Source organism: Acidobacteriota bacterium (assembly GCA_033549365.1).
GTDB lineage: Bacteria > Acidobacteriota > Aminicenantia > Aminicenantales > Saccharicenantaceae > JAWSUF01.
In genome coordinates, this window is sequence record JAWSUF010000004.1 from 223,961 (window position 1) to 246,162 (window position 22,202).

The 22,202-nt window shown below is 59.9% G+C and carries 24 protein-coding genes; 12 read left to right on the plus strand and 12 right to left on the minus strand.

The features are described from left to right. Positions 1-3: 3 nt before the first annotated feature. From SCM96_08345 to SCM96_08365, 5 genes are all read right to left on the minus strand, one after another. Complete coding sequence (locus SCM96_08345; protein ID MDW7760633.1) at positions 4-1,059, minus strand: 4Fe-4S dicluster domain-containing protein; 1,056 nt, start codon at positions 1,057-1,059, stop codon at positions 4-6. A 2-nt stretch (positions 1,060-1,061) separates the two neighbouring features. After that, the gene (locus SCM96_08350; GenBank protein MDW7760634.1) at positions 1,062-3,026 is read right to left on the minus strand and encodes a molybdopterin-dependent oxidoreductase; all 1,965 of its coding nucleotides are present in this window, start codon (positions 3,024-3,026) and stop codon (positions 1,062-1,064) included. A 590-nt stretch (positions 3,027-3,616) separates the two neighbouring features. Then, positions 3,617-4,120, minus strand: a complete 504-nt coding sequence (locus SCM96_08355) for a hypothetical protein (protein MDW7760635.1) — start codon at positions 4,118-4,120, stop codon at positions 3,617-3,619. Between the two features lie 18 nt (positions 4,121-4,138). Then, positions 4,139-4,516: a response regulator gene (locus SCM96_08360; protein MDW7760636.1), complete on the minus strand. Its 378-nt coding sequence runs from the start codon at positions 4,514-4,516 to the stop codon at positions 4,139-4,141. A gap of 39 nt (positions 4,517-4,555) precedes the next feature. Continuing rightward, on the minus strand, positions 4,556-5,944 hold the full coding sequence (locus SCM96_08365) for an amino acid permease (GenBank protein ID MDW7760637.1): 1,389 nt from the start codon (positions 5,942-5,944) through the stop codon (positions 4,556-4,558). A 150-nt stretch (positions 5,945-6,094) separates the two neighbouring features. On the opposite strand from SCM96_08365, the gene bfr reads away from it, so the two are divergent. The 7 genes from bfr (at position 6,095) to SCM96_08400 (ending at position 12,237) form a co-directional block, all read left to right on the plus strand. Then, the gene (bfr, locus tag SCM96_08370; protein ID MDW7760638.1) at positions 6,095-6,562 is read left to right on the plus strand and encodes a bacterioferritin; all 468 of its coding nucleotides are present in this window, start codon (positions 6,095-6,097) and stop codon (positions 6,560-6,562) included. A gap of 83 nt (positions 6,563-6,645) precedes the next feature. Then, a complete protein-coding gene (locus SCM96_08375) occupies positions 6,646-7,287 on the plus strand; it encodes a hypothetical protein (protein MDW7760639.1) in 642 nt (213 codons plus the stop codon). Continuing rightward, entirely contained in the window at positions 7,284-9,692 is a 2,409-nt protein-coding gene (locus SCM96_08380) for a DMSO/selenate family reductase complex A subunit (GenBank protein MDW7760640.1), read from the plus strand. The genes SCM96_08375 and SCM96_08380 overlap by 4 nt, the downstream gene beginning before the upstream one ends. Beyond that, positions 9,689-10,312 (plus strand): DMSO/selenate family reductase complex B subunit, encoded by a 624-nt coding sequence (locus SCM96_08385; protein ID MDW7760641.1) that lies wholly within the window; start codon positions 9,689-9,691, stop codon positions 10,310-10,312. The genes SCM96_08380 and SCM96_08385 overlap by 4 nt, the downstream gene beginning before the upstream one ends. Beyond that, positions 10,313-11,146 (plus strand): DmsC/YnfH family molybdoenzyme membrane anchor subunit, encoded by an 834-nt coding sequence (locus tag SCM96_08390; protein ID MDW7760642.1) that lies wholly within the window; start codon positions 10,313-10,315, stop codon positions 11,144-11,146. Continuing rightward, positions 11,143-11,784, plus strand: coding sequence for a molecular chaperone TorD family protein (locus SCM96_08395; protein MDW7760643.1), 642 nt, complete (start codon positions 11,143-11,145; stop codon positions 11,782-11,784). Before SCM96_08390 ends, SCM96_08395 begins: the two co-directional genes overlap by 4 nt. 69 nt (positions 11,785-11,853) lie before the next feature. Continuing rightward, entirely contained in the window at positions 11,854-12,237 is a 384-nt protein-coding gene (locus SCM96_08400; protein MDW7760644.1) for a carbonic anhydrase, read from the plus strand. A 70-nt stretch (positions 12,238-12,307) separates the two neighbouring features. On the opposite strand, the gene SCM96_08405 is transcribed toward SCM96_08400, so the two are convergent. The 3 genes from SCM96_08405 to SCM96_08415 form a co-directional block, all read right to left on the minus strand. Continuing rightward, positions 12,308-12,892 (minus strand): molybdenum cofactor guanylyltransferase, encoded by a 585-nt coding sequence (locus SCM96_08405; GenBank protein ID MDW7760645.1) that lies wholly within the window; start codon positions 12,890-12,892, stop codon positions 12,308-12,310. An 84-nt stretch (positions 12,893-12,976) separates the two neighbouring features. Then, a complete protein-coding gene (locus SCM96_08410; GenBank protein ID MDW7760646.1) occupies positions 12,977-13,333 on the minus strand; it encodes a 4Fe-4S binding protein in 357 nt (118 codons plus the stop codon). A gap of 64 nt (positions 13,334-13,397) precedes the next feature. Beyond that, on the minus strand, positions 13,398-14,102 hold the full coding sequence (locus tag SCM96_08415; GenBank protein MDW7760647.1) for a hypothetical protein: 705 nt from the start codon (positions 14,100-14,102) through the stop codon (positions 13,398-13,400). Positions 14,103-14,437: 335 nt separating this feature from the next. On the opposite strand from SCM96_08415, the gene SCM96_08420 reads away from it, so the two are divergent. The 4 genes from SCM96_08420 to SCM96_08435 all read left to right on the plus strand — a co-directional run bounded on the left by SCM96_08420 (position 14,438) and on the right by SCM96_08435 (position 17,731). Further along, positions 14,438-15,994 (plus strand): M20/M25/M40 family metallo-hydrolase, encoded by a 1,557-nt coding sequence (locus tag SCM96_08420; protein MDW7760648.1) that lies wholly within the window; start codon positions 14,438-14,440, stop codon positions 15,992-15,994. Between the two features lie 78 nt (positions 15,995-16,072). Further along, on the plus strand, positions 16,073-16,954 hold the full coding sequence (locus SCM96_08425; protein MDW7760649.1) for an HD domain-containing protein: 882 nt from the start codon (positions 16,073-16,075) through the stop codon (positions 16,952-16,954). Between the two features lie 140 nt (positions 16,955-17,094). Further along, positions 17,095-17,316 (plus strand): hypothetical protein, encoded by a 222-nt coding sequence (locus tag SCM96_08430; protein MDW7760650.1) that lies wholly within the window; start codon positions 17,095-17,097, stop codon positions 17,314-17,316. Continuing rightward, positions 17,306-17,731 (plus strand): PIN domain-containing protein, encoded by a 426-nt coding sequence (locus SCM96_08435; protein MDW7760651.1) that lies wholly within the window; start codon positions 17,306-17,308, stop codon positions 17,729-17,731. Before SCM96_08430 ends, SCM96_08435 begins: the two co-directional genes overlap by 11 nt. Before the next feature lie 47 nt (positions 17,732-17,778). Here the strand turns inward: SCM96_08435 and SCM96_08440 are convergent, their stop codons facing one another. The 3 genes from SCM96_08440 to SCM96_08450 form a co-directional block, all read right to left on the minus strand. Next, entirely contained in the window at positions 17,779-19,170 is a 1,392-nt protein-coding gene (locus tag SCM96_08440) for a Na+/H+ antiporter NhaC family protein (protein ID MDW7760652.1), read from the minus strand. Beyond that, positions 19,167-20,237, minus strand: coding sequence for an aldo/keto reductase (locus tag SCM96_08445; GenBank protein MDW7760653.1), 1,071 nt, complete (start codon positions 20,235-20,237; stop codon positions 19,167-19,169). The genes SCM96_08440 and SCM96_08445 overlap by 4 nt, the downstream gene beginning before the upstream one ends. A gap of 91 nt (positions 20,238-20,328) precedes the next feature. Next, positions 20,329-20,682 carry a TIGR04076 family protein gene (locus tag SCM96_08450; protein MDW7760654.1) on the minus strand — a complete coding sequence of 118 codons (354 nt, stop codon included), beginning with the start codon at positions 20,680-20,682 and terminating at the stop codon, positions 20,329-20,331. A 214-nt stretch (positions 20,683-20,896) separates the two neighbouring features. Between SCM96_08450 and SCM96_08455 the strand changes: the two genes are divergently transcribed. Then, positions 20,897-21,841: an OmpA family protein gene (locus SCM96_08455; GenBank protein MDW7760655.1), complete on the plus strand. Its 945-nt coding sequence runs from the start codon at positions 20,897-20,899 to the stop codon at positions 21,839-21,841. Between the two features lie 74 nt (positions 21,842-21,915). On the opposite strand, the gene SCM96_08460 is transcribed toward SCM96_08455, so the two are convergent. Then, the gene (locus tag SCM96_08460) at positions 21,916-22,194 is read right to left on the minus strand and encodes an MTH1187 family thiamine-binding protein (protein MDW7760656.1); all 279 of its coding nucleotides are present in this window, start codon (positions 22,192-22,194) and stop codon (positions 21,916-21,918) included. Positions 22,195-22,202: the final 8 nt, after the last annotated feature.

Consider the following 22,202-nt stretch of genomic DNA (forward strand, 5'->3'; position numbering starts at 1 on the left):
CGTTTACTCCGTGATCTCCCGCCGGATGGCCGTCACGACCGTGGGCAGGCCGATGTCGCCGGGACAGACGCGGACGCACCGCCCGCAGCCGACACAGCCGGGGCGGAGGTATTTCCGGGACTGGGAATAGGACAGCTTGCAGAAGAAACGCTTGTTGCGGCGGTCCTCGACCGGGCGGCGGGGGTTGTGATCGCCGGCCATTTTCGTATATCCCTCGAAGGAGCAGGAATCCCAGGTCCGGCAGCGGTCCGTCGTCCCGTCAGGCCCGTTGAGATCCTCGATGTTGAAACAGGAACAGGATGGACAGGTGAACGCGCAGGCGCCGCACTCGAAGCACTGTTTTCCGATGTATTCCCAGACCTCGTTTCGGATGAAGCCCGTCGTCAGACGGTTGGTCGCCCGGGAGATCCAGGCTTTGTTTTCCCGGGAAACCTCGTCGAAGAGGGCGATGGATCCGTCGACGATTTTATCTTTGAGGGCCGTCTGGGCCTCATCCGCGGCCGGAAGTTCGAGCTTCCGGACAAGAGCCTCGCCCTTTTCGCTGCCGGCTTCCACGAGATAGACATCTCCGGCTTCCGTGAGGTTGATGTCGAAGCCCTCCCGGGCCGAGGGGCCGCTGTCCGTGCAGACGCAGAAGCACTGGGGAAAGGGCCGGACACAGGTGTTGGCGACGATGAAGGTTTTGCGGCGGTGGTCCCTGAAGACGTCATCGACGAACTCCTGTCCGAGAAAGAACCGGTCGAGACAGAGAAGCCCGGTCAAATCGCAGGAACGGATGCCGACCAGGGCTTTGGGCCGGACAAGATCGGCCGGCGCGATCCGCACATCTCCGGTCGAGCGATCATAGGTATAGCCGAGGATCGATTCGCGCTGGGGGAAAAAGGGGATCTTGGCCGGGTTGTAAGGAATGGGGGCCTGGAGGGCGATGTCCCCGGGGTCGGCCGCCCTGTCGAAGAGGACGTCTTTCGAATCGGGATGAACGATCGGACCGTATAGGTCATAGTCCGCGGCCAGCGCCGCCATGAATTCGGGAACCTTTTTTTTCTCGAGGATGTTCATGGTCACACCTTTTCGATCCGGATCGGAACGGCGGCGTCCTCTCCCCGGGAGGACGATCCCCATGCGGAGGGCAGAAGCCGGGCGATCGTCTCATGGAGAAAATAGGGGACGTAAGCCGCTCCCGGTTTCAGGGCTTTGGAGATTCGGGTGAACGAGGTCAGAGCGCCTTCGGCGGATGTCAGGGAGACCGGGGTTCTTTCCCGGAGCCCGAGGCGTTTGGCGTCCTCTTCGGCGATTTCAACGAACCCGTTGGGATAAAGAAGAAGGAGGGCGTTGTACTCTCGCATGGGAATCTGGGTTCTGCGCATGATGGTGTTCCGATGCCAGAAGTGATTGGCCTCACCCGTCAGAAGAAGGAAGGGATACTCCTCGCTTGTTTCCGGGACTTGAAAAGCACCGGAAATCGGGGCGAAAGCCGGAGTCCCGGCTCCGGCGCCTTGCCACTGAATCCCGAAATCTTTTTCGAGTTTCGCATAGGTGACTCCGGAATAGGCCGGGACGACTTTGGCAATCTCCCGCATCACATTCTCCGGCGACCGGAAGCCCCAGTCCTGTTTTCGCCGGGCCGCGATTTCGCTGAAGATCCGCCAGGCCGGCAGCGCGTCCGGCGGAGCCTCGGCTTTGGCCCGGCTGAGCTGGATTCTCCGTTCAGTGTTGGTGAAGGTGCCGTCTGTTTCGACATAAGAGGCTGCGGGAAGGACGACATGGGCCGATTCCAGGAACGGATTGGCGTAGGCTCCTGTATAGACGACGAAATCGAGGCTGCGGATCCGTTCGGCGAAACGGCCGGTGTCTTCATCGTGATCCATGACCACGAGGGCTTTCAGCTTTTTTTCGGGATCGGCCAGTAAGGCGTTGACTTCGAATCCGGCGGTCGTTGTCGGCGCTTTCTCCCAGACGGTTTTCAGGCGCTCCGCGGCCGCGGCATCCCCGACCGGGGCATAACCCGGCCAGAGGTCGTGAACGGCGCCCATATCGTAGCCGCCGACGATATTGCAGATGCCCGTGATGGGATTGATGCCGCAGCCTTCCCGGCCGGCATGTCCGGAGAGAAGAAACAGGTTGTGGAGCACGGCGATCGTGTCGCGGTCGAGGCCGGAAATCCCCGAAGAGAAGAAAGCCATGGCCCGCTTCGCTCCGGCCAGCCGGAGGGCGACGCCGCGAATGTCATCGGAACTCAATCCGGTCAGACGTTCGATATCGGGCATGTTCAGGCCCCGGAGCGATTCGGCGAAGGCCTCGAAACCCGAATTGCGGTTGTCGGCGAACTCCCGGGCGGCCCGGCCGTCCTCGATGAGCGTCTTGGCCATGGCAGCCAGAACGAGGGCGATTGTACCGGGTTTGTTCTGTATGTGGGTGCGGCTGAGTTCCGCAATTTGGGTCCGCCTGGCCCCGATCGTCACGAGGTCCGCGCCCTGAAGTGCGGCCAGATGAAGATCGCTCCCGACAATCGGGTTCTGGCGTGTGATGTCCGCGCCTGCGACAAGGAGAAAGTCGGCCTTGGCGATGTCGGCCAGCGAGCCCGGCATTGCTGGGATTCCGCAGCTTCCACCCAGAACGTCGACCGCCTCGCGGTGGCCGTCGTCCGAAAGGAGGGAGATGTTGTTCGAGCCGAGGACGGAACGGGCCAGCTTGACCAGGGAATAGATGTCCTCGTTCGAAGCGCGGGGAGACGCCCAGAAGGCCGCTTCGGATCCGGCGAAGCCGCCCAGGCGGTCGGCGACCAGATCCAGGGCTTCGGAGAGCGGGACCTTCTCGAAATGTCCGTTTCTCCGGACAAGAGGATGGAGAATGCGCTCCTTTGTCCCCAGAAGTTCATGGATATGCCAGCCTCGGACACACAGCCGGCCCTTGCCGACGGGATGCCCGGGGGAGGCGAAAACCCCCGTGATGGACCCGTTTTCAACTCTGAGGTTGTGTCCGCAGCCCGTGCCGCAGAAGTTGCATACGCCCGGTTTGTAGGTCATGCCGCATGCTCCTCTGTGATTTCGTCCGGTGGGAAGTTTGAAACTGTTACAAATAATGGCTTTCCGGCACTCATCCCGGACGCTCATGCCGAAATCCGGAGTGTTCTCCGCCGAAAAGGGAGAACGGGATTATCGGCTTGAGAGGTATTTTAAACATAGAAAGGAGGATTTGTAAAGCAAAACCGGGTTTTTCACGCCGTTTACTCACCGTTCCGGGAGGCGCCTGCGGAACTCGCACATTTGAGCGTGAGTCTTCAGGATATCTAACACATCAGACCGCTTATCCGATGGCCGGTTCAAGCTCAGACATCCTCGGCGCCCAAAACCAGGGTTCCCTCCCGAAACGCCTCGTAAAGGCCATCATGATCTATTCACGATTTGAGGCGGCTGCAGATGCAAGGCGCGGAGGGTGAAGCTGTACTCTTCAGTACTGCGAACCCTTCGCAACGAGGCAGATGTGGCCGAATCGGATCGCCTGAAGGGTTAAAATGCCGGCTTTAAATAGGAAGCTCTGCGGCATTTTAATGAAGAGATCAGGATGAACCCGAACATGGTCGCTGCAGATGCCTCGGGCTGCCCCTGATTAAATATCATGAGGAGAGGGTGAGTTTGGCGAGGTGGAAGCGCACGAGGTACAGGATATTATAGAGGGCGCTGATGCCGCCCATGAACCGCTCCTTGATCATGCCCTTCGGAATCTCCTCGACGGACGCTTTGATGCTGTCGAGTTCGGAGGCCAGTTTGGCGGCATCGCGCTCCGCTTCCCGGAGGCCGGAGCGGGCGGCGATTTCGGCGATGGCGGCGGGAATTCGGGCGATTTCCTGAAAAGCCGCACGGAGCAGATCCCGCTTTTCCGCCGGGAAACTCCGGACCATCTTTTCAATGACACAGATTCGGACCAGAGCATATCCGATATGGACGGCGGCCATGTCTCTGTCGTGGAAGCGTTCGGGGTAACGCTTGAGATAAGCTTCGCCCAGCCGGATCATGTCCTCGGTTTCAAAGGGAAAATCGCCGTTGAATGAAACGAGCGTTTTCCGGAAGGCCTCAAGGTCCGGGTTCCGGACAAAAACCTCGGCGGGACTTGGATTCATGAAGTCCGGCGCCGGAATTCAGGATTTCGGGAGCGCCTTGGCCAGGACCGAGAGAAGGACGTCGAAGTTGACGGGCTTCTGAAAAACGCCGTTGAATCCGAGATCGGCCGGATTGATGTTTCGGGCCGTGGCATCTCCGATCGTGCTCAGGAGGTAGACCGGGACATCCGGACGCTCGTCCTTGAGGACCTTGGCCACCTTGGCTCCGGCATCCACGTCCTCCATCATCATGTCGCAGAGGACAATGTCCGGCTTCATGACCCGGAATTTTTCCAGACCTTCCTTGCCGCTGATTGCGGTTTCCGTCGTGTAGCCGTTTCCGTCCAGAATGGCCTTTACGGATTCATTGATGGCGGGGTCGTCGTCGATGACGAGAACTTTCCTTTTTTCAGTCATGTCAACCTCCGGGGGAAATCCTTTCCTTTTATATCACAGTCAGGGGCTTGATGAAAGATCCTTTCGGGAACGGGATTTACGGAAAAACAGATAAACCGGGACGCCCAACAGGACCGTCAGAACGGCCAGCGAGGATTCGAAGGGCCTTTCGAAATAGGACAGAATGAGAACGGCGGCACCGGCGGTCAGATAGATGACGGGAGCCAGGGGAAACAGGGGGAATTTCAACAGGCGGTGGCCCTTCCTTCTCAACTTGAAGACACCCCACACCGCAAGAAGGGGAAAGAGGCCGAGCGAGAAACCCATGTAGGTTAAAAGCTGATCGAAGGTTCCCAGAAGGACCATGATCGAGGCGATCGCTCCCTGAAGAAGGATGGCCCGGGCCGGGACGCCGAACTTGGGATGAACGACGGCCAGAGACTTGAAGAAGTGGCCGTCCCGGGCCATGGCGTAATAGACCCGGGGTCCGAGAATGATGAAGGCGCTCAGCGACGAGAACAAAGCGAAGGAGACAAAGACGGCGATCACGGTTTCAACCGCCGGACCGAAAAGACTTCCCGCGGCCAGCGCCGCGATGGAGATGACGCCTTCCATCTCACCGGGCGGCACGGCATAAACATAAAAGAGATTGAGCGAGAGATAGAGAAGCGTCACAAGCCCCGTTCCCAGCAGAAGCGAGCGGGGGAGGTTGCGGGCGGGATTTTTGGCTTCGGATCCGAGGTAGGCCGAGGCGTTCCAGCCGGAATAGGCGAAGAGGATCCACATCAGGGACAGCCCGGCCGTCTTCCAGGCGGCAAAGCCCGTGCCCGGCCCCGGTCCTGTGGTCAAATGCGTCAGACTTCCCTTACCAAGAGCGAATCCGCCGGCGACCAGACCGACGACCAGAGCGACTTTGAGAATGGTCAGGAAGTTCTGGACGCGCGTGCCGAGTTCCAATCCCCGGGTGTGGAGGAGCGTGAAGGCGAGAATGACGGCGATGGCCAGGGCTTTTTTCCCAACCAAAGAGACCGTCCCTTCGGGCAGCAGCCCGGGAAAGGCCCGGACGAGGTATTCCGTGAATCCGATGGCCGAGGCGGCGATGGGAGCCGAAAAGCCGACGAAGAAGGAAACCCAGCCGCTCAGAAATCCGGGGAGCGGATGATAGATTCTCGATAGAAAGGCATATTCGCCGCCGGCGTGGGGGAGAGCCGCGCCGAGTTCGCCGTAGCTCAAAGCGCCGCAGAGGGCGATCAGTCCGCCGACGGCCCAGAGAAGAAGCATCAAGCCGGGATCCCGGAGATCCCTCATCAGGAGTCCGGAAGTCGTGAAGATCCCGGCGCCGATCATGTTGGCCACGACGATATTGGTCAGAGGGAAAAGGCCCAGCGTTCGCCGCAGGCCGTTTGCGGTTTCGGGAGAGGCGGCCGAAGCCGGGGATGTCGTTTTCATGGCGTCACGTCCCGCTGGAAATATCAGAAACGCCATCATACAGAAAAAATTCGTTTCTGACAAAAGAATTCGAACTTGGCGGGCACTTTACATGTCCCGTCCGAACGGCTAAAATACCGTCAACGCAAATGATTCATGCAGGAGGTATTCATGAAAGGCGATAAGAAGCTCATCGAGGTTTTGAACTCTCTTCTTGCGGACGAGCTGACGGCCATCAATCAGTACATGGTCCATTCAGAAATGTGTGAAGGATGGGGTTACGGCAAGCTTCACAAGGTCATCGAAAAACGGGCCATCGACGAGATGAAGCATGCCGAAAAGCTCATCGGCCGCATCCTATTCCTCGAAGGCATTCCGATCGTCAGCGAACTCAAAAAGCTCCATATCGGGTCCGATATCGAGAAGATGTTCGCCAGCGACCGGGCCTCCGAGTTCGACGCCATCAAAGCTTACAACAAGGCCATCAAGCTGGCCGGAGACGTCGGGGATTTTGCCACGCGCGGCATCCTGGAAGACATCCTCAAGGATGAGGACCAGCATGTCGACGAGATTGAAGAGGTCCAGGATCAGATCGGCCACATGACCCTTCCCATCTTCCTGACTACCCAGGTCGGTTGAGCCTTCGGGAAGACGGCTGCATTTTTTCGGTTCGGCGGTGATGAACCACCCGGGATCGGAAAGCCTGCGGAAAAGGGATGATCATGAAAGATGAACATCCGGAACGGAATGCGTTGATCTGGCCCGCTCTTTTCTGGGGCGGTGCCTGGGGTCTTTTCGAGGCGACCTTCGGTCATGTCCTGCATATGGCCCGCATCCCGGGACTGCCCGCTCTCATCATGTTTCCGATCGGCGCGGCCCTCATGATGCGGGCCTGGCGTGAGACCGGCCGCCTGCAGGCGATTCTGATCTGCGGGGCGGCGGCCGCCTCCGTGAAGCTCGGCGGCCTGCTGATTCCCGCCGTCGATGTCTTTGCGGTCGTCAACCCGGCCCGGGCCATCCTCCTCCAATCCCTGGCTTTCGCCGGTATCACCGCGGTGGCCGGGAATCGTCGCTTTTCCCTGCCGTTTTCCGCTTTCGTTGCGGTGTCCCTTTCCTGGCGGTTGTTTTATGCCGGGCTGGCCCTGGCCGAGGGCCGGTGGTGGGGATTCGCCAACATTTCCGATTCGACTCTTTCAATCCCGGTTTTTGTTCTTGCCGCAGGGATTGCGGGCGCCGTTCCGGCTTTTGCGGCATGCGAAATCCTTTCTCCGGGCAAACAGGCTTTTCGTCCGGCCGTCCGCAAAAGCCCGGCGGTCGCCCTCGCTCTGGTAGCGGCCGCGCTGGCCGCGGAATTTTTGATTTGAAGCGTCACATTGATTTTGCCCCCATGAGCCGGCGGAGTTTCCTCCGCTGGAGCGCCCTTGTCGGTTCCTCCGCGGTCGCCGTGAAAGGCGCCTCGGCTTCGAAGAGATTGTTTGTTCCCGCTTCCGCCGAGATCCCGGTCGGCGGGTCCTCGACCGAACGCATGATCCGGGTCGGCTGTCCCTCCCACAACTGCGGCGGGCGCTGTCTTCTCCGGGTCACCGTGAAAGACGGCGTCATTGTCCGAATCGATGGTGACGACAGGCCATACGACGGGGTTGACGATCCCCAACTCAGACCCTGCATCCGGGGCCGGGCCTACCGGCGCCGCCAATATCATCCGGACCGGCTTAAATACCCCCTGCGCCGCATCGGCAAACGCGGCGAGGGGAAATTCGAACGGGTGTCCTGGGACGAGACGCTGGACCTTATGGCCTCCGAACTCCGGCGAATCCGGGACGCTTATGGGAACGAAGCCCTTTATGTGCCCTACGGGACGGGAAGCTACAACCAGACGAACGGCCGCCAGACGGCCCAGCGGCTCCTCAATCTTTTCGGCGGCTGCCTGGGGTTTTACAACAGTTACTCCTGGGCCTGCATCTCCGCCGCGACGCCCTATGTTTACGGAACGTCCGTCACCGGCAACCAGCGCCAGGACTGGCTGAACTCGCGCTACATCCTGATGTGGGGCTGGAACCCCGCCGAGATGCGCGACGGAACGAACACGGAGTACATTCTCAGGAAAGCGCGCGAAAAGGGAGCCCGGACGGTCTGCATCGATCCGCGCATGACCCTGAGCGCCGTCTCCCTGGCCGACGAATGGATCCCGATCCGCCCGGGAACGGATGCGGCCATGATGTCGGCCATGGCCCATGTCATGATCGAGGAAAATCTGGTCGACGCGGCGTTCATCAAAACCCACTGCGTCGGCTTCGATGCCGAAACCCTGCCTGAAGGCGCGGAGGGCGCCGAAAGTTACAAGGACTACATCCTGGGGACGCGCGACGGCGTTCCCAAGACGCCCGACTGGGCGGAGCCGCTGACGGGGATACCTCGGGCGACCATCGCCCGCATCGCCCGTGAATACGCCACGATCAAGCCGGGCGTTCTCTACCAGGGCTATGGGATGCAGCGGCGAGCCTACGGCGAGCAGGTCGTCCGGGCCGGTTGTGTTCTGGCCGCGATCACGGGGAACGTCGGCATCTCCGGCGGATGGGCGAGCGGCATCGCGCTTCAGGCCCCCGACGGCGGCCCGTTCTGGCTGGTTTTTCCGACCGGGCGCAACCCCGTTCGGGCCATGATCCCGTCCTACCTCTGGACCGAAGCGGTTTTGCGCGGCAAAGGCATGGGCCCCGAGGACGGTCTTCGCGGCGCCGAGCGTCTGGAGACCGACATCAAGCTCATTTATGCCGTGGCCTCGAACGCCATCGTCAACCAGCACGGCAACGTCAACCGGACGGCCGAGATCCTGAAGGACGAAAGCCGCGTGGAATTCCTGGCCGTCCAGGACAATTTTCTGACTCCGACGGCCCGTTTCGCCGACCTCGTCCTTCCGGTTTGCACCCAATTCGAAACCTGGGGGCTTGAGGACGGTTGGAAATACGGCGACGAGGTCATTCTGATGCCCCGGATCGTCGATCCGCCCTTCGAGACGAAAAGCGACTATGCCATCTGCGCCGGGATCGCCGAGCGCCTGGGTTTTGGTGAAGCCTACACCGAGGGCCGGACGGAAAAAGACTGGATCCGCTGGTCTTTGGACTATTACCGGAAAACGCGGTTTCCGGGCCTGCCGAGCCTGGAAGAGTTCGAGGAGAAAAATCTCGGCGTTTACTCCGTCCCCGTCACCAAGCCCGCCGTCGCTTTCGAGGCTTTCCGGAAGGACCCCGTCAAGCATCCCCTGCCGACGCCGTCCGGGAAAATCGAGATCTTCTCGAAACGCCTTCACGACATGAATCAACCGGACGAAATCCCGGCCGTTCCCAAGTATATTCAGGAATGGGAAAGTCCCTTCGGTCCCGAAGCGGAAAAATATCCGTTGTCGGCCGTCGGCCACCACTATCTCTCGCGCGTCCATTCCACCATGGAGAACTTGGACTGGCTGGAGGAGGCCTTCCCCCAGCGCCTGTTCATCAATCCTCTGGATGCGGCCCCGCGCAAGATTTCGAACGGAGATCCGGTCCGGGTCTATAACGATCGGGGAGCCGTCGTGCTGCCCTGCCGAATCACCCCCCGGATCATGCCCGGCGTCGTGGCCATTCCCCAGGGCGCCTGGTGGACGCCCGGACCGGACGGCGTCGACCGTCGCGGATCCGTCAACGTTCTGAGTTCAGAGCGCTGGACACCCCTGGCTTTCGGAAACGCCCAGCACACGATCATGGTCCAGGTCGAAAAGGCGGAAAAGACATGACGGCCGTCAAGCAATGGGGATTCTTTTTCGACGCCGCGGCCTGCAGCGGCTGCAAGGCCTGTCAGGTCGCCTGCAAGGACCGTCACGATCTCAAGGCCGGAATCCATTGGCGGCGTGTCTACGAGGTCGGCGGCGGCGTCTGGACCCCGAAGGGAAAGGCCTGGGAACACGGGGTTTTGGCTTACAACATCTCGATGGCCTGCAACCACTGCCGGAATCCTCTCTGTGCCGATTCCTGCCCGACCAAGGCCATCACAAAGAGACCGGACGGCCTTGTCCTCCTCGACACGACGCTCTGTATCGGCTGCCGGTATTGCGAATGGGCTTGTCCTTACGGGGCCACGCGATTCGACGCCGCCACGGGTCTTGTGACGAAGTGCACTTTCTGTGTCGACGCCGTCGATGCGGGAGAGCCGCCGGCCTGCGTCGCGGCCTGTCCCGGCCGCGCCCTTGACTTCGGCGATTTCGACGACCTCAAAAAAAAGTACGGCGGGACGGGCCGCATTTTCCCTCTTCCCGAAGAAGATCAGACCGAACCCGCCCTGGTCATTCGTCCCCATCGCGACTGCGCCCGGGCCGAAGGTGCGGCGGTCGATGTCATCAACTGGGAGGAAGTCTGAGTGCTTCTCCGGGAATGGCCGCTTGCCGTTTTCACCGTTCTCGGCCAGACGGCCGCGGGCGTTTTTCTCGTCGCCGTTCTGCCGCTCTATCTTTTTCCCGGTCGCTCGGGCGAAACCGCAACGCGGAACACGCGCCTTTTGCTGCTGATAGTCGTCGCGGCCGTTTTGGCCGCGGCCGCCGCCGTTTCGTTTTTCCATCTCGGCCGGCCCTTTCGAGCCGTCAATGCCCTGAATAACATCCGGTCGTCCTGGCTCAGCCGGGAAATCTTGAGCGAGCTTGTTTTTTTGGGCGGGCTGGGGATTTTGGCCGGTCTCGAACTTCGGGGTTACGGCGGGGCTCCGGCGGCCCGCGCCGTCGCCGGTTTCGCCGCCGTCGCCGGAACTCTGTTTCTTTTCTCAATGATCCGGCTTTATATGCTGCCCACGGTTCCGGCCTGGAACAGTCCCTATACGCCGCTTTCCTTTGTCCTGACGGCGGCCCTGACGGGAACTCTGGCCGCGCATTTTATTCGGCCCGATCCCCGATGGCTTGCGGCCGCTCTCGTTTTTTTTGCGGCCGCCGCCGCAACCGCCGTCCTGTACGCGCCTGGAGCCGGCCTTCTCGGATGGCGTGAGACACCTTCTCTCAGACCACCTTCACCCGCATTTCAACCGGTGTTTTTTTTACGGATCGCTCTACTGGGGCTGGGAGGCCTGGCCGTCTCGCTGTCCTTATTATTTCAAAAAATTCCTTGGTCCGGCCGGTTGATCCCGGCCGCTCTGGCTTTGGCGATCATGGCCGAGACGATGGGCCGTCTTCTGTTCTATTCCGCGGTCGGACCCTACAGCCGATGACCGGCACTCCGGATTCAGACCGCGAACCGTCTTATGCCGAACTTGCCGCCTCCTTCGAGACGGCTTTTCTTTTTCTCTCACGGGTTTTTCTGGAACCGCCGGACCAAGAATTCCTGGAAAGGACGGCTTCGGAAGAACTTCTCGATGACTGGCCCCTTCCCGCGAATTGTGATGCGGCGGTCGGACTGGCCATGATGAAAAACGGGCTGACGGCGGCCGCCTCGGGCGGCTGGAAGGACCTCGCCGCGGATTACGTCGATCTCTTTGCGGGCGGACGCCTTCTTGCCCCGCCTTTCGAGTCCGTCTATCGGGGAAAGGACCGCTTGATGTTCGAGGATACGACGTTCGAAGTCCGGGAGATCTACCGCGGCCACGGTCTCGAAGTTCCGGACAAGAACACCGTTCCGGACGATCACATCGGCTTTGAACTTCTCTTCCTGGCCTGGCTCTGCGGCCGGGCGGCCGGGGGCGCGGCCGATTTTCTTTCTCAACATCTCCTCCTGTGGGCGGGTCGGTTCGCGAAGGCCGTTATCGATCATGCCTCGACATCCTTCTATCGTGGTGCGGCCCATCTCATGAACGGGACGATCCGCCTCCTGGCCCGCTCGCTCGGTCTTCACGATCCCCACAAAACTTGAGGGAGTTGACTTCCTCTTCCGGTTGTTTCATGATCAACTTTTGATCATTGGACCAAAGGAATAATGAACATGAAAACCTTCTGTACGGCCGTCAATTGCATGGATGGCCGCGTTCAGGTGCCGGTTTTGACCTATCTCCTTCGGCGTTTTCAAACGGATTGCGTCGACTCCATCACGGAGCCGGGTCCGAATCGCATCCTGGCCGAACGGGACGATCCCGTCGCGGTTCAATCCATTCTCAATCGCCTGAAAATCTCGGTGGAAAACCATGCCTCCGTCGGAATTGCCCTGGCCGGACACCACGACTGTTGCGGCAACCCGGCCTGCAAAGACGACCAGATGGGGCATCTGGCCGCCGCCGTACGATATCTCCGCGGGTTGTTTCAAAACATTCCGGTCATCGCCTTGTGGGTGGATGAAAACTGGAACGTCATCGAACTCTCCGAACTCTGAGCCAAGCGATTCTCCGGTTTGCCGAAGCCAAGCAAGGACAAATCGACGGCGAGAGATGTCCGCCGGGGCATTATCGAGCGGATAAATAGTGTTTTACGTCCGCGAGGGTGTTCAGGTTGAGGAGTTTTTCTTCCGCCGTTATCGGAATATGAATCGTGCGGAGAGCGTCGTGAAGAGCCAGGACACTCCGCCGGCCTTGTGATAAAAGCCTCTCCGCTTCCGTCCAGACTCTTTGTTTGTAAACTCCGAAAAGAGGCTCGACGGTTCCGTCCGGTGAGACGGGGACGGTGATGTCCGTGTGTCCGGAATTCCGCAACAGCCTTTCGACGAGGCCGAAATCGATGTCGGGGATGTCGCAGGCCAGGATAAAACACGTTTCGTGAGCGGCTCGTTCGAGGCCGCGGCGGATGCCTTCCATGGGTCCGAATCCGCTGCGTTCATCGCGGACGGATGGAAACCCGGAGACCTCGGACGGGCTGTCCGGGGAAACGGAGATCAGAATCTCTCCGAATCGGTCTCGGACCTGGTTCAGGACATGATCGAGAAGTGTCCGGCCCGCAACGGAAATCCGGGTCTTGTCGGTCCCCATCCTCCGGCTTCCGCCTCCGGCCAGAACGACGAGCGTCATCTTGATTTTGTTGCTTGGCCGGCACATCTTTTTTACCCTAAAAACAGGCGCCCAATCGTTAGTCAAGACAGGAGCGGCTTCCATATCATGGCATGATGACCCCCCGGCCGGTCAAAGCCACAGGGCGGTCGCCTCCGGGACGGATGCGCGGTCGACGAGCGCAATCGCATCGCGCGGACAGGCGGAACGGCAGGCGCCGCGACCGTAGCATTTTTTCCAGTCGATGAGAGCCTTGGCTTTCTTCTCGTGGGGCCGGAAGGCGTCGAACGGACAGATCATGACGCAGGCGCCGCAACCGTTGCATTTCCCGTCGTCCACCCGGGCCAGGTATTCCGACCGGAACATGACCGGGGTCTTGTGGGACAGGGTCGTCCTCATGGCCAGGCAGCCGGGGAGGGAGCAGTTGCAGATTCCGCCGATAAAGGGGGTCACAAACGACCAGACGGAGTGGCAGCAAAAATCACACATGGCGATTCATCCTGACATACGGTGTCCGGCCTGTCAAACTGCGGTCGCCAATCGACAGGATCCTTTAATAAAGAACGGCGGCTTCTCCGCGTTCGGCGATCATCTCGTCGATTTCGCCGATGAGGATGTCCCTGCGCTTGAGGATGGCTTCGATTTCGCGATAATTCGCGTAAAACTCGACGGCCTGCCGGATCCGTTCAAAGGTCAGATTTCGGACACGTTCGACGAACGACCGGGGAAGCTCGTGAAAATGCAGATCCCCGCGCAGTCCGTTTTTTCCGTAAATCAAACGCTCTTCGTGCATGGATCCGCAACGGAAGGTCCGCGAATGATCGATCAGGATCAGCCTCCAGTCCTCGGTCCACAGCAGGTTCTGAAGAGTCCGGTCGGCGTTGCCGATCAGGCTGTCGAAGGCTCTCTGGAGATACTGCATTCTGGCTATGCGCTCGGCTTTTTCGGGGGGATAGGGGATGTCTTTCTCAACCCTGGCGAGTTCGCTCGTGCAGCGGAAGATCCAGAGCTGAAGGGAGCCTTTCCGTCCGCGGTAGCTTCTCTCGACCGTGGGAGGAACCATGTTCAATCCGAGAAGCTTGTCCATCCGATAGGCGGCGATCTCGCACTCCCATTTGTCGTAGGTCCCGCTGCCCGCTCCTGTAGGACTTTTCCAGACGCCGCAATTCTCAAGGCCGTCTTTTTTCAGGGTCAACTTTTTCGGCCGCGTGATTCCTTCGCCGAGATTTTCCGCTCCGACGATTTTCGCTTTTGTCAAAAAAGCTTCCCAGACCGGTCTTTCCGAAATCTGCTCCGGCGTCATCTGTACCGCTGCGTGCAGGAAAACACTTCCTGCGACAGCCAGGCACACGGAGACGCCGACCCCTTTTCTTAGTCCGGACATTTCGATCCCCTTTTTCATCATTTCCGGGTCGTCCGCCGGCCCGGCCATAAAAAATCATATGCCGCATGATGAACGCGTGTCAAGCCGGAGAATCGCGCGATGCAGACGCTCTCCTCGGCCGTTAGGGGAAAATGGGGACTGCGGGTCAGGCAACAGGAGATGGTTGACAGCAGGGCCGGTATGACTTATGAATGGGCGGGGAGGCGGATATGAATAACAAGCCCGGAAGATTATTGGGCCGGCCGGCGTCTCTTGCCATCCCGGCCATCGTTTGCGCACTTCTCTGCACTGTTGCGGCCTGCAGGACTTCGCCATCCGGACCCCCTTGGGCCGCGCCGGGCGTCGATCCCGTTCTTGCCGAGCTGGCCGAATTCCTGGCGATTCCCAATGTCGCTTCGGATGCGGCCAATATCCGGCGGAACGCCGAGCATCTGGCCGACATGATGCGCCGCCGGGGCATCGAAACCCGGCTCCTCGAATTCGCTGAGGCTCCTCCGGTCGTTTACGGGGAAATCCGATCTCCCGGCGCCGAACGGACGCTTCTGATTTATGCTCATTACGACGGTCAGCCCGTCGACCCGTCCCGTTGGGCGTCGGATCCCTGGATCCCGGTTCTTCGATCGGGACGACTTGATGACGGCGCTCCCGTTGTTCCTTTTGAGAAGCTCCCCGCGGGGACGGAAGGTGACGAATGGCGGATCTATGCCCGCGGAGCGAGCGACGACAAGGGAACCATCGTGGCCTTTTTTGCGGCGCTCGACAATCTCAAAGCCCAGGGCGTTCCGCTTTCGGTCAACATCAAACTTCTTTTCGACGGCGAGGAGGAGATCGGATCTCCCCATCTTGAATCCATCCTCAAGGAAAACCTGGAGCTTTTCCAGGCCGACGCCATGCTTCTCTGCGACGGCCCGGTTCATCAGACCCGGAGGCCTCAGATCGTCTTCGGAGCCCGCGGCATTAGCGGGCTGGAAATGACCGTCTTCGGCCCGAACCGCGCCCTCCACAGCGGGCACTACGGCAACTGGGCGCCCAACCCTGCAGCCCAACTTGCCGGTCTTCTCTCTTCCATGAGAGATCCACAGGGAAAAATCCTGATCCCCGGTTATTATGACGATGTCCGCCCCCTGACCGCGTCCGAGAGGGAAGCGATCGATAAGGCTCCCCGCGTTGAGGAGAGCCTTCTTCATGAATTCGCCCTGGCTTGGAGCGAGGGGGGAGATGCCCGACTCGAGGAACTCATCATGCGGCCCGCATTGAATGTCCGCGGCCTTTCGAGCGGTGGAGTCCGGGAAAAAGCGGCTAACGCCGTTCCAACCGAGGCGGCGGCCTCAGTCGATTTCCGGATGGTGGCCGACCAAACACCCGAACGCGTCCGCGACCTCGTCGAAGCGCATATCCGGAACTTCGGCTGGACGATCGTCCGGGACGTCCCCCATGACGGGATGCGCCGGAATACGCCCCGCCTGATCCGCCTGGAATGGGAGGGAGGATATCCCGCCTACCGGGCGCCTCTTGACGCCCCTTTCTCTCAGGCGCTCGTGCGCACTCTGGCCGGTGTCGTCGGCGATGACCTCGTCATCATGCCCGCTCTCGGAGGCAGCATTCCCATGCCTCTTTTCGACCGCCTGCTGGGCATTCCCATTGCGCTCCTGCCCATCGCCAACCACGACAACAACCAGCACGGACCGAACGAAAACCTGCGGATCAAAAACCTCCGCGACGGCGTCGCCATGCACGCCGCCCTCCTGTCTAGCCTTGATTGGTGAACTGTTGCTTGGCTTTGGCAATTATCAGAAAATAAAGAAGATAAAAAAATTGCCAAGCTTGAAAAATGGGGGGGGCTCATGATTATTGACTATCTATCGAATCGCCTCCCCGGGCTCGTGGAAAACATCCGCTCGACGATCACCGCTTCGGAACGAGCCTTCGACGGCCGGCTTGATTCCGGCTCCCACAGCTATCTCTGGGAACACACCGTCCTTGTCGTCGAGATCGCCTTTCGTATCGCCGAGGAGGAGGGGCTCGATCCACTGGCCGCCGCAGCGGCAGCTCTTTTCCACGATGCCGGGAAGTTCGTCGAAGGACGTTACCACGAAAACAATGAGCCCGAAGAGGAAGCGGCGGCCGGACTTGCCGAGTCCATGCTTCCGGCTTCAGGCGCATCTCCGAGTTTGACCCGGAGAGTCGCCAAAGCCGTCCGGGATCTTTACAATCCCCGCGGCCGGCGGAACCGTCTTGCTTCGGCCGTCCACGACGCCGATTTTCTGGCCAAAGCCGGGCTTGTCGGGGTGGCCGGATTTTTCATCAAGTCAACGCTTCGGGGACGAGGTCTTGAAGACGCGATCGTCCATTCCCTGAGCCGGGAATTGACTTATGCCTCATGTCTGCCTTCGAACATGAGAACGAAGGCCGGCCGACATTTGGCCGAGAAGAAATCTTCAGCCGCCCTCGTTTTTTATCGCCGGTTGCTGGCCGAACTTGGAGAGATCCACGGCCGCCGGTTCCGAATCCGGAAAATCCGCATTCCGAAGCCGGGAACCCAAGGGGCCACCCTGGAAATCCGGCTTGTTCTTCCCGCCGTTTGTGGAGTCTGCGGCCGGAGTTGGCGGATCGCCTGGGATACGGAATCCGGAATCAAATGCGAGAAGCTCACCGCCGAAATCCGCTGTGCCGCCTGCGGTGAGCGCCTGTCCGTCTCCTTCTGTCTCCCGGAAATCCCGGCCTGAGTGGGTTCCGGTGACATGAGAAAAACCGGCGCCCCTGACCGTCCTTTGTATTGATAGTCAATGGCCGCGATTCAAGCCGTCCTTGACAAAAACACGAATCTCGTGTACACGAAAATAGTGTAGTTAAGGAGATTCGTGAGATGCTCAAAAACATCACGCTCAGTGCCGAGGAAGTCATGATTGAAAAGGCCCGGGAAAAAGCCCGGCGGGAAAAAACGACGTTGAATGCGGTTTTCCGCCGCTGGTTGCGACAATATGTCAGTGGAAGCGTAAAAACCGCCGATTATGAATCCTTCATGAATGCTTTGACCTACGCCCGCCCCGGAAGAAAGTTTTCGAGAGATGAGTTGAATGAGCGCTAAGTTTTTTCTCGATACGAACATCCTCATCTATACGTTCGATGATGACAATCCCGGGAAACGCGACCGGGCCAGAGCCTTGGTCGGCGAGGCGTTATCGGATTCCCGGGGTTGCATCAGCTCTCAGGTCGTACAGGAATTTCTAAACGCGTCCCTGCTCAAATTTTCAAAGCCCTTGACCCCGGCCGATGCCCAGCGATTCCTCACGGTGGTCCTCGAACCTCTCTGCACGGTTTTTGCCGGAATGGATCTTTTTCATCAGGCGATCACGATCACGGATCGGTGGAAGTTTGCGTTTTATGATGCCCTGATCGTGGCTTCGGCATTCCAGGCCGGGTGTCCCATTCTGTATTCCGAAGATCTCCAACACGGGCAAAAAGTCGAAAGCCTTCAAATTCTGAATCCTTTCCTTCTCTGACGGAATTTTTCCTTAAAAGCTCGAAAAAGAAATGATGGAGTTCGAAATCAGCGGTCGCGGGCTCGGCCGTAGCCCAGGAAAAGAGCCGCGGCCAGAACGGCCAGGAGCGCCCAACTGTAGATATTGAACAGCCCGGTCTGAAGCGGGCTGACGGCCTCGATTCCAAAAGGGGCTCCGGACCGGGTGGCGTTGGCCGTCAGGATGACGGGAATAAAATAAGGGAGCAGAAAAGGATACGTCGATACGGAAAGACTGAGGAGGTTGGCCCTGCGTGTGGGGGAGATGCCCATGCTTTCTCCGATCCTGCGGGCGAACGGTCCCACGGTCAGGACCGCGACGATGCTGTGACAGGTGACGAGCACGGCCGCGCTCACGGCCCCGACGATCCATGATTCCGTCGATCGCAGGGTCCGGCTCCTGGCCGCCGCGGCGTCGACCAGAAGGCGGAGCGGCCCTCCGGCTTCGACGGCCGCAACGAGACCCATCAGCAGGATGGTGAAGAAACTGATCCCGACGGCCCGGTTAATGCCGTCGATGATGAAACTCCCCGCCGAAAATTCCGCTGCGTCCAGAGTCAGGAGCCGGCCGGGTGCAAGACGGCCCAGGATCAGTCCCAGGACTGTTCCCGAGAGTAACCCGATCAGAAGACCCTCGAGCAGATGTCTTCCGCGGAGCAGAAGAACAATGATCAGCACCGGAACAAGAATCATCGGCAGCCCCGCCGGCGATCCCTCGACGGGTGCAGCCGACCGAAGTCCCTCCGCACCCCCGCCCGGAATCAGGGCATAGGCGATGAGAGCGACCGCCCCGGCCGGAAGAACATACCGTAAACGCCTGCGCACGGTCTTGCCGATATCCGCATTCTGGCTCAAGGCCGCGGCGATCGTCGTGTCGGAAATAGGCGCGATGCTGTCGCCGAACGTGGCGCCCGCCAGGATAGCTCCGGCCAGGACGGCGGGGGAAGCGCCGGCCAGACCACCCGCCGGAAAAAGAATCGGACCGCAGATCAGAATGGTTCCGAAGCTCGTCCCCGTGGCCACGGAAACGGCGCCGCAGATCAGAAAGGCCGCAGCGGCGAAGGCCGCGCCCTCAAGCCTCAGTTGCCCCGCGGCCCAGACCAGCCCTTCGACAAGGCCCGTGTCACTCATCAGAACACCGACGGACGAAGCCAGCATCCAGGCGGTGATCATGATCATGACGATGGGCTGGGCCATGCCGCGGATGACCGTCTCGCAGTACGCCCGTTTTTCCCTGGCCAGAAGAAGTCCCACGGTGAGCGAAAGGATCAGGATGGGCCAGAAGCCCCGCTCGTCCGGAGCGCCGGAAAGGGCCACCGTGACGACCCCGGCGACGAACAGGATAAAGGGAAAAAGCGCCCCCGCCACTCCTCCGACAAACCGGACGACAGGTCCGGCCGCAGCCTCCCCGGTCGCGCTCACGCGTTTTCCCCGTGGTTGAGGTTGTATCTCATGATACGTCCGTGAGGCCCTTCGCGGTCTCTTTCGAGAGCGTAAACCGGGCCTTTCGGCCCCTTGGCTTGCGACAGGACGAGAGAGATTGCGGCCTTGTCTTCATCGTCAAGATCGAAGGATTCCAGCCGCCGCAGGCGGTCGAGATGGCGGCTGTCCCTTGCGCCGACGATGACGGCGGCGGCCGCGGGTTTCTGCATTATTAACCGGATGGCGACGTCCGCGATACCCGCGCCGTATCGTTCGCCGATGCGTTTCAGCACGGTGAGAAGCTCCTGGAAGAGAGTCCACCCTCCCCACTCTTCGATGATGAGCCGGTATTTGACAAGGGACCGGTTCTCGAAAGGTCCCCGACACGGATCCGGCTTGCCCAGCCAGCGTTCGGACAGAAGACCCCCGGCCGCCGTTCCATAGGCCAGAAGCTTGACGCCCCTTTCTTCCTTCATTCCGGCCAGGTCGGCCCCGGGGCGATTGTCGAGCACGGAGTACTGGACCTGATTCGAAATAATGGGGACCCCGGCATCAAGTATCTCACGGAGATGCGCGGCATCGAAATTCGTGAGGCCGATGTGGCGGATTTTGCCCGCGACACGAAGATCGTTCAGGCGCATGGCCGCCTCCACATACCCCTTGACCTCGAAATCCCACCAATGGAACTGCACGAGGTCAAGCCGCTCGACTCCCAGGCGACGGAGAGAACGGTCGATCGTCTCCTCGATGTGGCCCGACGTCAGTTTGGAGAGTTCGGAAAGGTCGGGGACATACTTGGTGTGAACCTGAACGGCCGGCAGGTTCCCGGACAGGAAGGCGGCCCGATAATCCTTGAGGAAACAGCCGATGAGTTCCTCGACGCCGGTGTAGATGTCGGCGCAGTCGAAGGTCGTCATGCCGGCCTCGACGAAGCGGCGCATGTCTTCGAGCGCCTGCGCCTGATCCACCTGCCCGTGTCCTCCGGCCAGTTGCCAACCGCCCTTGATCACCCGGGAAATCGAATATCCCGGAGCAAGGTCGGTGCATTTCATGAGTTTCTTTCCCACGGCCGCCCCCTTCATATCCTCAGCGGCGGTGCGTCTTCCATAATGGGAACCATATCCAGGAACTTTCGTGACGCACAACTCATGTCATGTATCATGATTGCCTTTTCCTCCGCAGCGGGATCCGGGTGACGTCGGCATGCCGGAACTCCCGCGTTCCCGTCCGGGTGATTTGAAAACGTCCTCCGCAATGGGGGTCGGGGCAGGCGACGACGGCGTCCGTCGTCATCCAGTCGCAGGGATGGGTTTCCCTCTGTTTGGCCGGGAGAAGAGGCAACAGAGCCGCCAGACAATAGAGGGGAAAAGGCTGCCCGTCCGGAAAATGGATGTTTTCCCCCCGGACCTCGAAAAAGGATCCGGCCGGGTGGTTGCACACGAACGGCTTTCCCTCCGGATGAGGAATTGTCTCCACGTGAAGATCGTAAAGCCTGAAGACGCCGTCTTCCATCTCGGCCTCCTTTTTCGCCGGTCTGTTGTCTCTGGAGATTATAAACAAAAAAATCCCACCGGCCAATTGCTGAGGATCGATGAAAGACTGCGCCGGCCATGACTTGCCGACCCCTGTCTTATCGATCCACGACGGTTAGAGCAAATTCACCCGGATTTGACAACAACGATTTCGGACGATAAGCTGAAAATATATTATTCAAAGGAGGATATTTATGAGGAAATTACAAGTCGCCCTGATGACGGCGCTGATTTTCGGCGTATCCCTGCCGGCGCCGGCTCAGGATGCCGAAGAGATCATCCTGATCTACAAAGGCAGCGACATCCGGTATGACGACAAGATCGGTTTCGAAGAATTTGCATTCATCGCCGATGAATCCACCGTCCGGACCGTCGAGGGCATCCTTCGGCGGCAATTCTGCCGGGCTCCGGAAGGACGGTCTCCGCTCGAGATCATCAGAAACTACGAAAAAGCCATCAAGGACCTCGGAGGAGCGATTTTCTTTGTTTCGAGGGATCCCAAGTCCCTTGAGATCGATGGGTTGAAATTCAAGGATGTCTTCGGAAAAAACCGCTTGGAACGCGGTCTGTCAACATCCCATTTCACGCATACGGCGTTCCCCGGCGAAATCACCGAATACCTGGCGGGAAAAATCTCCGCAGGCGATAAGGATATCTATGTCGTCGTCGCCGCCGGACCGGGTGCCTGGGCCGCGAGCGAGCATACCCGCACGTTTTATGAGCTGGTCACCCTCGAGGCGGAGCCCATGGACATGGGGATGGTGACGGCTGTGGCTATTGGTGAGGGCTTGGCCGAGCAGGGCCGGATCGCCATCTACGACATTCTTTTCGACACGGGGAAGGCCGAGGTCAAGGCTGAATCGGCCCCGGCCCTTAAGGCCATTGCCGAATACCTCAAAGCGGACAAGACCCGGAGGGTTCTGGTCGTCGGCCACACGGACAATACCGGCGACTTTGATATGAACATCGCCCTCTCGACCGACAGGGCCAAAGCCGTTGTCGCGAAACTCGTTTCCGATTTCGGTGTCGGGGCCGATCAGCTCAAACCTTACGGCGTCGGTCCCGTCTCGCCGGTCCGGAGCAACGCCTCCGAAGAAGGCCGGGCGATGAATCGGCGGGTCGAAATCGTCGCCCGCTGATCGCGAGGTCTCAGGAAAAAACCGCGACTGACGGCGTCATCGGACGGCCGTGACGTCTTTATTGATATCGCGGCCTACAGCCGCTTGGCTCCGAGACTGGGCTCTTTATCCGTCCGCGTGCCCAGCTTGATCGCCGTGGACAGGCGAACGACGCCTTCGGCGTGCAGCGTTTCGTGAACGTGTCGGACCGCGTCCAGAATCGCCGCCAATTCGCCCTCCACGTTGGTCCCGTAGGCGTGGGCCTCGACCGTCAGCCCCGATGCGACGATCAGCTCGTGGGCCCGGCGGACTTCCTTGCGGACGGAAACGCCCGCGCCGATGGGAATGACCTGGATCTCCGCGATCGCTTTCATGGACAAAT